This is a genomic window from Bradyrhizobium sp. USDA 336, from assembly GCF_044908355.1.
Lineage (GTDB): Bacteria > Pseudomonadota > Alphaproteobacteria > Rhizobiales > Xanthobacteraceae > Bradyrhizobium > Bradyrhizobium yuanmingense.
Genome location: NZ_JBIYDC010000002.1, coordinates 1,465,405 through 1,477,233 on the forward strand (window position 1 = coordinate 1,465,405; position 11,829 = coordinate 1,477,233).

An 11,829-nucleotide genomic window follows, 5' to 3' on the forward strand; every position below is an offset into this window, starting at 1 on the left:
CAGGTCCATTGCGGCGCCTGAAGGACACCGTGCCGGCCGAGGTTCACGGTGACCGTGCAGCCGGTGCGTCGTGCGCCGTCTCGTTGAACTCGAGCAGCGTGGGCCCGGGCGAATACGGGACAAACTTAGGTATAGCTCCTCCATGCCTAGTCATGTCGGCCATTTTACCTCCGTACAATTGAGCGTTTCGTGCCCGGCGGACTAGCCTCTCGACCATCGGGAGTGTCGAAGCGAACAGCGAGAAAAGCGCAAGCAACAGAGGGAGACAACAATGTGCGATATGTCGGTACTTCCTGAGCGTCGCCTATCGGCGTCCGAAAGTTGCTCCTCAGTCAATGGCTGCGCGGTGTGCGGCGGCAAGTTTGGCCTGATCCGCTACTATTCCTGGCGCACGGCGCTCTGCTCCAAGAAGTGCGTTGATCGTTTCCGCACGCGAAGCGAACGCGACCGCCGGTGGTTGTTTCGGGCCCAGGTCGCATAAGGCTGGATTGGAGAGTTGATCCGGGAGGCCGTGCGTTGAACCGCTCATGCAAGCTCTTCTGCTGGATCGTTCTCATCGCCCCCATCGCGGCCGCCCACGGACAGGAGGCAGGACACGGTGCCGTTCATCGCCGGCATCCGCCCCAGGACCAGGCGCTGCACGAAAAATTCTATTCGACCTGGCGCATGCCGGACAATCCGGGCGTCAGTTGCTGCAACAGCGCCGACTGTTATCCGACCGACATCAAGTACATCGGCGACCAGATCTATGCACGGCGCCGGGAGGACGGGAGATACATTCTGATCCCACCGCAAAAGGTGGAGCGAAACAGGGATAATCCGGACGGCCGGAACCATCTGTGCGCTCCACCGCCCGCACTGTCTCCGCTCGACAGCGTTTACTGCTTCGCTTTGGGAGGTGCCACATGAGATTCGCGTTCGTGCTGGTCAACGGCCGGACCCCGTTCCGGCAGACCTCGTGTATGCAGTGCTGCGAGCCGATCAGCGGCAGCTATTTGCGCGAGATCGCGACCCGTCTGCCTTACTGCGATCATCAGTGCTACGCGCTGTTCTGCGAGACGCTCGCGAAAGATGGCGTGAGAGCGGCTTCATGAAATTCGTGGTGGTCAATCACGAGCCCCCGTTGCACGCGGCCGCATGCAGCACATGCTCGCGGCCGCTCCGCTCCGGCTATGTCCGCCATGCGCGGACGCAGCGCCGTTACTGTGACGACGATTGTTACCGGCGCGGCGAATTCTCCACGCTGTTCATGCACTGGCCGGTGCCTGGGCGGACGGAGCCAATCGCCGGCAAGGTCGAGCTCGCCGCTGGCAGCATGATCCAGACGTTGACGGTGATGAGTGCCGTCTGGTGCTGGAGCTGCACGATCACCGCCTGGACCTTCGCGAGAGCTTTGACCGGCGCATATTTGGACAGTCGCGACCCGATCACGATGGAATGAGGTGACATCTAGAGCATGATCCTGAAAAGTGTGAAGCGGATTTCCGAAACGATCATGCTCAAACAATAACCTAAAGCGCGATGATGATTCATCCTAATCGCATCGCGCTTTAGCTGCGCGACTGCACGCGCGTAGAAGCCGCAGCACCGTATCCTTGCAGGCGCCGCGTCCAGCCCCGGCGGCGTCGATCAGGGAATGGGTGCTGCGGCCGCCGCTGGCTCCGTTGCGCTGGCCTCGTGCGTCACCACGCGCTGGTCGCTCTTGCCGGCGATCATGCTGCTGCCCTCGAACCTTGCCCGGTAGACCAGCACGTTCTCCATCACGCGCTGGACGTAGTTGCGCGTCTCGGACAGCGGGATGCGCTCGACCCAGTCGACCGGATCGACGTTGGGGTCCCGGGGATCACCGCGCTTCTGCACCCATTCACGCACGCGGCCGCGGCCGGCATTGTATCCGGCGAAGGTCATGATCTGGTTACCGCGATATTCCGAGAACAGCGCGCTGAGCTCGGCGGCGCCCATCTGCGTGTTGTAGACGGGGTCGGAGACCATCCTGTCCCAGTCGTAAGTCAGGCCGAAGCGCTTCGCGGTGTCGCGTCCCGCTTCCGGCGTCACCTGCATCAGCCCGACCGCGTTGGCATGCGACTTGTCGCGCTGCTCGAACGAGCTCTCGGTGCGTGCCACCGAATAGATCACGCTGGTCTCGATCGCCGGTGCGACCTGCTTGTGCTCGGGGATGCCGATGGTCGGGAAGGCGTAATGGTCGAGCGCGAGCCCGCGCGCCAGCGCGGTCTTGCCGACCTCCAGCATCACGCGCGCATCGTTGCGCCGGCCCGCAAGCTCGCCGAGCGCTTCCAGCGCGGCGACGTCGGTGCTCTCTTTGGCGAAATCCTCGGCGTAATAGAACACCATGTCGCGCTCGCCGATGCCGTAGAGCATGTCGGCGGCGCGCACGCGCTCGTCCGCAAGCTGCGCATCGGCCGAGGCCAGCACCGGCGAGGGCGGACGCAGCTCGATGCCGTCGAGGCCGAGCCTGGCGCGGGCGAGCTGGCCGTAATAGGCGGTGTGATAGCGCGCCGCCGCCCGGTAGCTCATGCGCGCGTCGGCTGTCGCGCCCATGGCTTCAGCCGCGCGGCCGCGCCAGTAATGCGCCCGCGACAGCGCGATCGGATTGGCCGAGCCAGCGTCGATCGAGGCGAAATGCACCATCGCCGTCTTGGGATCGTCGAGATAGCGTAGCGCGATCCAGCCGCACATGAAGTGATAGTCGACGCGGTAGACCTCCTTTTCCGGCACCGCGGCCGTGTGCACCACGTCATAGGCGATCCTGGCCTTGCCCTGATCGAGCAGCTTGCGCGCCAGCATGCGGCGCTCGCGCCACCAGGCATCGGTGTCCTGCGCGGCCATCATGTCGGGCTTGGCAGCGAGGATCACCTCGGCCGCGTCGTCGATGCGGTCGTTCTGAAGATGCCACTGCGCGCGGCACAGCACGTAACCGAGATCGCGTCGCTCCTCGGCCGCGACATCCTCGAGCAGATCCTTGGCCTTGCTCGCCTTGCCGGTGACGGCGGCGCAGGCCTTCACGATCGCGAGCGCGTCCTCGCCGAGCCGCTTCGCCGCGCGCCGCGCACCTGCATAATCCTTGGCGCCGAGGCGCTTGTCCATGCGCGCGCGGTGATCGTCGGCGGACAGAAGGTCGCCGAACGCCGCATAGGAATCCTCTTCGCTCCGCTCGGACAGTTCCTCCGCGCGCCAGGTTTCCCGGACCAGCCGCGCAGCCCTGTCGGTCTCGCCTTCGGCGAGCAGGACGCGCGCGAGTGCGAATTTGCCCTTGGCGCTGGTCGGGCGATCCATCGTGAACTTGTGCACGATGGCCGCGTCGGCCTTCTCCTGCCACAGCCGTGCCTCGGCACGGCGGCGGAGCAGGGCGCTGCTCGGCCAACCGGGATTGGCGGCGAGGAAGGCGGCGTAGCGCTTGAAATTCGCGGTACTGTCGGGATGGCGCAGCATGAACCAGTCGGCGAGCTTCTGTCCGGCAGGGTCCGTGATGCGGTCGCGCGCAGCGCTCGCGTCTTCGGTCTTGCCCTTGCGCGTCAGGTCGATGGCGTCCTTCAGCGCGGCGAGATCGCCGGTCAGCGCCGGCTTGGCCGCGGGCTCCTCGACCGCCTTCTTCGATTTGCGCTTGGCCTCGGCGTGCTTGCCGTGTCGCGCTTTGCCGGCGGAAGCGTGGCGGTGCTTGCCCGCTTTCGCCTCATGCGTCTTCTTCGGTGCGGATGATTTTTGACTGCTCTTCGCCGCCAGCTCGGTGGGAAGGAGGGCCATCGCGGCCACGGCAACGACACACGCGAGCGAGCGTAGGCACTGGTTCATTGGATGGTCCCCCCTGCGAAAACCACTACAAACCAAGGTCCGCGACATGCGGCTTGCGAATCAAAACACCGAACGATGCGTCGGGATCGTGTCGCATCCTCAAGCTGTCGCAACAATGCGGAAAAATACGGATAGGAACTGGGGAACTTCCGAAAGGACGGAAGAGGCAGCAGTTTTAACCTTTTGTTAACGACCAGGCTTCGCGCGACGATTGCGCGCGGTACAGGACGCCAGAACGGCCAGATTGCACGTGTTGCCTCGGCCAAATCCGGTGTATGAGTTCCCTCGCTTCATCCCTTTCAGCCTTTGCCCTGTACCTATGCCGATTTTCAACCAGTCGATCCGGCGCAAGATCGTCGGCATCGCGCTCGGATTGATCGTTCTGATGCTGGTCACCTCGATCCTGTCGATGGTGATGTCCAGCCAGGTCGGCATTTTGCTCGACGAGCTGACCAACCGCTACATCCCGGCCTATAGCCATCTGGCGCGCGCGAACATCCGCTCGCTGGAACGGGCGCTGGCGCAGCGGCGGATGGTGATGACCAGGATGGAGGCGCCGTCGGACGAGGAGGCCTACGCGGCGCGGCTTCGCGACTTCGAGGCCTTGGACCGCAATTTCGAGCGGGAGGCCGAGGCCGCTCGCAAGCTCATCAACGCGATCATCGACGACTCCAGGACGTATTCCGACAACGCCGCGCTGGCACGGCTCGACGTCCGGATCGAAAGCTCCGTCACCGAGCTGCGGCGCGATCTCGACGAGGGCAATGCGAAACTGCTCAAGCAGGTCGAGGCCAAGGATATGGCCGCGGCCCGCGGCACGCTGGAACACCTCGACACGCTGCGCGATGCGTTCAACCGGAAGGTCGATGCGATCCGCGCCGACATGCTGGCGCAGGTCTATTTCTCGACGTCTCAGGTGATCGGCCGCCAGCACCAGACGATCATCGTCTCTGGGGTCGTAACCCTGCTCGCGGCGATCGTCGGCTTCGTGTTTGCGCTGCTGGTGAGTAGCGGCATCACGCGACCGGTGCGCCTGCTGCTGGCCGGCGCCCGCGAGGTCGAGGCGGGCCGGTTCGACAAGCCCATCACCGTCTCGACACAGGACGAGATCGGCGAGCTCGCTGCCGCCTTCAACCGCATGATCGAGCAGCTCAGGCACAACGAGCGCATTCGCGAGACCTTCGGCCGTTACATCGACCCGAAGGTGGTGCAGGGCCTGATCGACCGGCCGGAGGTCGCCATCGACGGTGAGCGCCGGGTGATGACCATCTTGTTCTGCGACATGAGCGGCTTCACCTCGATGAGCGAGGGCATGACGCCGCGCGGCCTCGTCAAGGTGATGAACCACTACTTCACCGTGATGTCCGCTCCCATCAGGAACAATCGCGGGATCATCGACAAATATATCGGCGACGCCATCATGTCCTATTGGGGGCCGCCCTTCATCGAGGAGGATGAGCAGGGTCTGCTCGCAGGGCTCGCCGCCGTCGAGATGACCGATCAGGTGCCCGCGCTGCAGAAGCAGCTGCCGGACCTGCTCGGCATCCGCGCCATGCCGGCGCCGTGCGATCTTCGCGTCGGCATCGCCACGGGCGAGGTCCTGACCGGCAGTATCGGTTCCGAGCTGATGATGAGCTTCACCGTGATGGGCGACGCCGTGAATCTCGCCTCGCGGCTGGAGGCCGTCAACAAGGTCTACGGCACCCGCATCCTGATCTCGCAGGCGACCGCGGACGGGATCGGATCGCGCCTGGAATTGCGCGAGATCGATCGTCTGGCGGTCGCGGGCCAAAGCGCGCCGCAGGCGATCTTCGAGCTGATGGCGAGACCAGGCGCGCTCAGCAATGCGCAAGTGAGCTTGCGCACGCATTATGCCGATGGTCTCGCCGCCTATCGTGCGCGGCGCTTCGACGAGGCCCGCGCCGCCTTCAACGCGGCGCTCGAGGCAGTCCCCGGCGACGGCCCCTCGCGCACGATGCTCGGCCGCATCGCTCAATTTGTGGCCAATCCGCCGGATCCCGATTGGGACGGCGTCTGGCGGCTGGAGCAGAAATAGCCGTGCTTTGCGGTCGGGCACGCCGCGCCGGAAAAAAGATGCTACTCCATAACGATGTTCGCCGTGACCTATTTCCCGGGCTTAGGTTGGATGTCCATGAGGCGTCTGATGGGGACACGCCGATGACACATCTCGAAGACAGGCTGGAACGGTTCGAGACGCTCACCGCCGAATGCGAGCTGATCGCCAAGCTCGCCACCGACAGCAGCAAGCGCGAGTTCTATTTGAAGCTCGGGGAACAGTACCGTCAGCTGGCCGTCGATATCCGGCAGGCGATCGCGACGACGGCTGCGGCCTGAGCCGGCTGAAATCCGTTCTTAACGTTTGGCGCGCATCCTTGGAGCAAGCGAGCACCGCCGGTCGGCGACACTCGTTGGTGGGAAGGCCGGGGTTCGCTGCAATGCAGCGCGCCTCGTGAGTGTGATTTGCCATGTCTGACAGGCAATCCCATGCGCCTCGTTGCAGTGATCATATTCGCGCTCATGACGGCGGCCTGCGATCAGGAGCAGGACATCACCGGCTCGACGACGCCGGCCTGTCCGTTGCGCAACTACAGCTACAATCCACGCGACATGAACCAGTGCGTCAGCGCCTGCAAAACGTGCGACCGCGGCACGACGGTCACCTGCACGACCTCCTGCACCCTCAAGGGCGCTCGCTGAGCACTTTGCGGATGCGCGGAACCGGTAGGGCCCTCGAGCCAATGCCGGCGGTGCTGGAGCACCGGAACGATTTACATGGATTGATCATTGAAGGAGGCGGCAGGACGCGGAGTCCAATGGAATGGGTATGCTCGATCCCGGTCGATTTCTGGTGTCGTGCTCGCATTGCGATGCCTGGCCGATGGCGGCCAATGTGAAACGGTCGAACTGGTCGGCGTCGCCGCACGAGGTCCGCTTCGTCTGCACGCGTTGCCGCCGCGAAGAAACGGCGATCGTCTCGGCCTCCGGCGAATTGACCCCCATCAAGCGCGTGGATGCCCCGCCACGCGATGTCGCTGTCGCCTGGGCCCAGGCGCAACGCTCGCGCGGGCGGTCCTGATGTTCGGCGTCGTCGTCTCGTCGGTGTTTCGCTTCTCTGTCAATCTGCCCGCATAAAAATATTCCGCTTTACCGAAATTCGGAAATGACGTATGTGTCGCCCATCCCGGCTCAATCTCGAGGGGCGATCATGAGGTCGTCATTGTCGCGAGCCGGGCTTGCGGTGGACGCGGCAGCGTCGTGTACGAGAGCTGAGGGCAGGGCGGATTGCTCTCCGTGAGCCCCTAAGCTTCGTACGGACGAGCGGCGCTGTCAGGTTCGTCGCGCCGGCATTTCGATGGCAACGTGCACAACGCCGTCGAACCCTGCGGCGCCAACGAACCGCGCGTACGGCAAAACCGTGTGGTCCTGGCCGTCGTTGCTACGGTCAAGCTCTGGCGAATGCGGCATTGGCGTCAACCGGCGCGGTGCCGGTGACTTTCGCGGGAGTGAGGGAGGCCAGAGGGAACTCGGCTCCCGGGAGAGCGCGGCATAAGCCGTCCGACCATCGCGCAGGGAAGGCCGTGTGTTGGGCTTCACCTGTATGCTGCTGTGCGGTTCTTCCTGCGTGCTTTTCGCGCAGCGGACCGCGGGTGCCGCCGGCACCCGGCCTTCCCTGCGCCCTCTTGGAAAAGAGGGTGAAGTGACCAAGCAAAGCTCGGGCGAAATCAGCCGCGAGAATGCGAAGGCATGTCTGCACCTCCACACTCGCTGTCATCGCCCGCGAAGGCGGGCGATCCAGTACGCCGAGACGCCAGTGATTGAAACGAGGGGGCGCGGCGTGCTGGATTCCTTGCCTTCGCGGGGAATGACAAGTGTTACTTGGAGAACGCAGCGTCGCCTCACACTCCGTCATTGCGAGCGCAGCGACTTGTCCGCCGAAGCCTTTGGCGAAGGCGGAAGCAATCCAGAATCTTTCCGCGGCGGGATTCTGGATTGCTTCGTCGCAAGGGCTCCTCGCAACGACGAGGAGGAGAGAGCGAGCGCTACACTCTCTCGTGCCCTGGACGCGCAGCGTCCCCCCGGCGATGCGAAGCATCGTCCGGTTCGACGATGCGCTGCCGAGCCGGGGCCCATCAATCTGCGCCGTACCATGTCACCCTGGGTCCCGGCTCTGCGCCGCAACGCCCCGCGTTGCAGCTTGTCCGGGACACGAGCGATGTGCATCGCTTCGCGTGGGGCCGCCGTCGACTCACTTCCGGTATGCCGCCTGTCGTCCAGAGCGGATGTTCTGTGCCTTCCGAAAGATCTCAGGTTGTGGATCGTCATTCTAGCGAGGTATCCACGTAAGGAAGCCCGTGTCTTCCCGGTAACGATTGTGCTGCCTGTGCAACACCCACATCGGATTTAATCCTCATCACCGGCGGTTCGCATCGCCGCCGCTTTTTGGCCACACCCGAACATGAATAAAATCGCTCTAATGTTTTAAGGGCAGTGGCGGTCTTCGAAGGCGACGAGAAAATCCCAAGGTCGATTCAAATCTTGGCTCTGATTTTTCGGGTCTGAAAGGGTTGGCAGGGGAAGCTGGTTGCGATGGGCGCGAAGATCAACAAGCAAAGGCTGCCGAGCCGTCACGTGACGGAAGGCCCTGCGCGCGCGCCGCATCGGTCCTACTTCTACGCCATGGGTCTGACCACCGAGCAGATCCACCAGCCCTTCGTCGGCGTCGCCTCGTGCTGGAACGAAGCTGCTCCCTGCAACATCGCGCTGATGCGTCAGGCGCAGGCGGTGAAGAAGGGCGTCGCGTCCGCCGGCGGCACGCCGCGCGAATTCTGCACCATCACCGTGACCGATGGCATCGCCATGGGTCATGACGGCATGCGCTCCTCGCTGCCGTCGCGCGAATGCATCGCCGATTCGGTTGAACTGACCGTGCGCGGCCATGCCTATGACGCGCTCGTCGGGCTCGCCGGCTGCGACAAGTCGCTGCCGGGCATGATGATGGCGATGGTCCGCCTCAACGTGCCCTCGATCTTCATCTATGGCGGCTCGATCCTGCCCGGCAATTTCCGTGGGCAGCAGGTCACCGTGCAGGACATGTTCGAGGCGGTCGGCAAGCATTCGGTCGGCGCCATGTCGGACGAGGACCTCGACGAGATCGAGCGCGTCGCCTGTCCCTCGGCCGGCGCCTGCGGCGCGCAGTTCACCGCCAATACCATGGCGACCGTCTCCGAGGCGATCGGGCTGGCGCTGCCGTACTCGGCCGGTGCTCCGGCGCCCTACGAAATCCGCGACGCCTTCTGCATGACCGCGGGCGAGAAGGTGATGGACCTGATCGCCCAGAACATCCGGCCGCGCGACATCGTTACCCGCAAGGCGTTGGAGAATGCGGCCGCCGTGGTCGCCGCGTCCGGTGGCTCGACCAATGCTGCGCTGCACCTGCCTGCGATCGCGCACGAGGTCGGCATCAAATTCGACCTGTTCGACGTCGCTGAAATCTTCAAAAAGACACCATATGTCGCGGATTTGAAGCCGGGTGGCCGTTATGTCGCCAAAGACATGTTTGAAGTAGGTGGCATACCGCTTCTGATGAAGACGCTGCTCGACAACGGCTTCCTGCACGGTGATTGCCTTACCGTCACAGGCCGCACGATCGCTGAAAACCTCAAGAGCGTGAAATGGAATCCGCACCAGGACGTGGTGCACCCGGCAGACAAGCCCATCACCGTGACAGGCGGTGTGGTCGGCCTGAAGGGCAATTTGGCGCCAGAAGGTGCGATCGTGAAAGTCGCGGGAATGTCCAACCTCAGGTTTACCGGTCCAGCCAGGTGCTTCGACCGTGAGGAGGACGCGTTCGAGGCGGTCCAGAACCGCACCTACCGCGAAGGCGAAGTCATCGTGATCCGCTACGAGGGGCCGAAGGGCGGTCCCGGCATGCGGGAAATGCTCCAGACCACGGCAGCGCTGACCGGCCAGGGCATGGGCGGCAAGATCGCGCTCATCACCGACGGTCGCTTTTCCGGTGCCACCCGCGGCTTCTGCATCGGCCATGTCGGGCCGGAGGCGGCGGTCGGCGGCCCGATCGGGCTGCTCGAGGACGGCGACGTCATCGAAATCGACGCGGTGGCCGGTACCCTTAACGTAAAATTGAGCGACGCCGAGCTCGCCCAGCGCAGAACCAAATGGAGCGCCCGCGCGACTAACCACACGTCGGGTGCGCTCTGGAAATATGCTCAGCAGGTTGGACCGGCGATCGGGGGGGCAGTGACCCATCCGGGCGGCGCGCACGAGAAACAGTGCTATGCGGACATTTAGGCGTGCCACAGTTGCGTTTGTGTTGGGGGCGGCTGCGCTGGCCGTGCCGGCGTTCGCCTTCGACGGTTCGCCGGTCAATCCCAAGGATGCGACAATCCCGGTCGTGACGACCTTGCCCGGCGCTGCGGGTGCGGTGCGCACCAAGGTTCCGCCGCAGGTCGCAACCCAGGAGACCTCGCTCAGCGCGCTGCAATATGCCGCCGAGGGCGGCCACCCCATCGCGCAGTGGAAGCTCGGCCGCATGTACGCCAACGGCGACGGCGTCGCCCAGGACGACCTGCGGGCCTTCGAATATTTCAGCCGGATCGCCAATGCGCATGCCGAGGACAGCCCGTCGGCGCCGCAGGCGCAGATCGTGGCCAACGCCTTCGTCGCGCTCGGCCGCTACTATCTGGCCGGCATCCCGAATTCGAAGGTCAAGGCCGACCCGGACCGCGCCCGCGAGATGTTCTCCTATGCCGCATCCTATTTCGGCAACGCGGACGCGCAATACGACCTCGCCCGTCTGTACCTGAAGACCCCGGACGCCTCGCGCGAGGACTACCGCTATGGCGCGCGCTGGCTTGGCCTCGCCGCGCAGAAGGGCCAGCACCAGGCCCAGGCCTTGCTCGGCCAGATGCTGTTCAACGGCGACCGCCTGCCGCGGCAGGCCGCGCGCGGCCTGATGTGGCTGACGCTGGCGCGCGACAGCGCCGGTGCCGACGAGGTCTGGATCAAGGAAAGCTACAACCGCGCCTTCGCCAAGGCCTCCGACGACGACCGCGCTATGGCCCTGCAAATGCTGGAGCAATGGGTGCAGGGGCGTCGGGAGTGATCGGCTGAGGCGGCCTTAAGCCGCCTCGAGATCCAGATCCGCCCACACCGGCACGTGGTCCGACGGCTTCTCCCAGCCGCGCACATAGCTGTCGATGCCGACATTGGCGAGCTTGTCGCTGGCCTGCGGCGACAGCAGCAGGTGGTCGATCCGCAGCCCCTGGTTCTTCTGCCAGGCCCCGGCCTGGTAGTCCCAGAACGTGTAGAGCCCGCCCTCGTCGGTGACGGCGCGCAAGGCGTCGCTGAGGCCGAGGCCGAGCAGGGACTGGAAGCTCTCCCGCGTCTCCGTCTTGAACAGCGCGTCCTCGGTCCAGGCGGCCGGATTGTGCACGTCGCGGGCATGCGGGATGACGTTGAAATCGCCGGCCAGGATCAGCGGGACCTCCTCCTTGAGTCGCTCCTTCGAATAATCAAGAAGCCGCGACATCCATTTGAGCTTGTAGGGATATTTATCGGTCCCGACCGGATTGCCGTTGGGCAGATAGAGGCAGGCGATGCGCAGCACGCCTCGCTTGAGCGTCACCACGCCTTCGAGGAAGCGGGCATGGCTATCCTCGTCGTCGCCGGCGAGGCCCGACTTGGTCTCGTCGAACCTGAGCTTGGAGAGCAGGGCGACGCCGTTGAACGTCTTCTGCCCGTGCGTCACCACGTTGTAGCCGAGCGCCTCGATCTCGAGCCGCGGAAAGGCCTCGTCGACGCACTTGATCTCCTGCAGGCAGACGATGTCCGGCTGGCACTCCTTCAGCCAGGTCAGGAGCAGATCGATCCGCTGCCGGACCGAGTTCACGTTCCAGGTGGCTACTCTGATGGGCATTGGGAGGGCTCCGGGCAGGGGGTCTTGGTTAGAACAAAATGCAAACGCGCCCGTCAAGCCGT

11 protein-coding genes are annotated in these 11,829 nt (G+C 64.4%); 8 read left to right on the forward strand and 3 right to left on the reverse strand.

Annotated features, from left to right (window positions below; all coding sequences use genetic code 11):
• Window positions 1-516 precede the first annotated feature (516 nt).
• Both ABIA45_RS07790 and ABIA45_RS07795 read left to right on the forward strand, forming a co-directional pair.
• Window positions 517-909: a hypothetical protein gene (locus ABIA45_RS07790; protein WP_244941489.1), complete on the forward strand. Its 393-nt coding sequence runs from the start codon at window positions 517-519 to the stop codon at window positions 907-909.
• Entirely contained in the window at window positions 906-1,094 is a 189-nt protein-coding gene (locus ABIA45_RS07795) for a hypothetical protein (RefSeq protein ID WP_036009825.1), read from the forward strand. Before ABIA45_RS07790 ends, ABIA45_RS07795 begins: the two co-directional genes overlap by 4 nt.
• Before the next feature lie 124 nt (window positions 1,095-1,218).
• Here ABIA45_RS07795 and ABIA45_RS07800 read toward each other — a convergent pair whose 3' ends face one another.
• Both ABIA45_RS07800 and ABIA45_RS07805 read right to left on the reverse strand, forming a co-directional pair.
• Entirely contained in the window at window positions 1,219-1,449 is a 231-nt protein-coding gene (locus ABIA45_RS07800) for a hypothetical protein (RefSeq protein WP_404651601.1), read from the reverse strand.
• Between the two features lie 180 nt (window positions 1,450-1,629).
• On the reverse strand, window positions 1,630-3,810 hold the full coding sequence (locus ABIA45_RS07805) for a lytic transglycosylase domain-containing protein (protein WP_404651602.1): 2,181 nt from the start codon (window positions 3,808-3,810) through the stop codon (window positions 1,630-1,632).
• 319 nt (window positions 3,811-4,129) lie between these two features.
• Between ABIA45_RS07805 and ABIA45_RS07810 the strand changes: the two genes are divergently transcribed.
• The 6 genes from ABIA45_RS07810 to ABIA45_RS07835 all read left to right on the forward strand — a co-directional run bounded on the left by ABIA45_RS07810 (window position 4,130) and on the right by ABIA45_RS07835 (window position 10,954).
• Window positions 4,130-5,866 carry an adenylate/guanylate cyclase domain-containing protein gene (locus ABIA45_RS07810; protein ID WP_404651603.1) on the forward strand — a complete coding sequence of 579 codons (1,737 nt, stop codon included), beginning with the start codon at window positions 4,130-4,132 and terminating at the stop codon, window positions 5,864-5,866.
• A 122-nt stretch (window positions 5,867-5,988) separates the two neighbouring features.
• Window positions 5,989-6,165: a hypothetical protein gene (locus ABIA45_RS07815; RefSeq protein ID WP_167361664.1), complete on the forward strand. Its 177-nt coding sequence runs from the start codon at window positions 5,989-5,991 to the stop codon at window positions 6,163-6,165.
• A gap of 150 nt (window positions 6,166-6,315) precedes the next feature.
• Entirely contained in the window at window positions 6,316-6,528 is a 213-nt protein-coding gene (locus ABIA45_RS07820; protein ID WP_036044357.1) for a hypothetical protein, read from the forward strand.
• Between the two features lie 121 nt (window positions 6,529-6,649).
• A complete protein-coding gene (locus ABIA45_RS07825) occupies window positions 6,650-6,907 on the forward strand; it encodes a hypothetical protein (protein ID WP_271537812.1) in 258 nt (85 codons plus the stop codon).
• Between the two features lie 1,511 nt (window positions 6,908-8,418).
• Window positions 8,419-10,140 carry a dihydroxy-acid dehydratase gene (gene ilvD / locus ABIA45_RS07830; protein WP_404540953.1) on the forward strand — a complete coding sequence of 574 codons (1,722 nt, stop codon included), beginning with the start codon at window positions 8,419-8,421 and terminating at the stop codon, window positions 10,138-10,140.
• Entirely contained in the window at window positions 10,127-10,954 is an 828-nt protein-coding gene (locus ABIA45_RS07835) for a tetratricopeptide repeat protein (protein WP_157286102.1), read from the forward strand. Before ilvD ends, ABIA45_RS07835 begins: the two co-directional genes overlap by 14 nt.
• 15 nt (window positions 10,955-10,969) lie before the next feature.
• Here ABIA45_RS07835 and xth read toward each other — a convergent pair whose 3' ends face one another.
• A complete protein-coding gene (gene xth / locus ABIA45_RS07840) occupies window positions 10,970-11,767 on the reverse strand; it encodes an exodeoxyribonuclease III (RefSeq protein ID WP_036028256.1) in 798 nt (265 codons plus the stop codon).
• Between the last annotated feature and the right edge of the window lie 62 nt (window positions 11,768-11,829).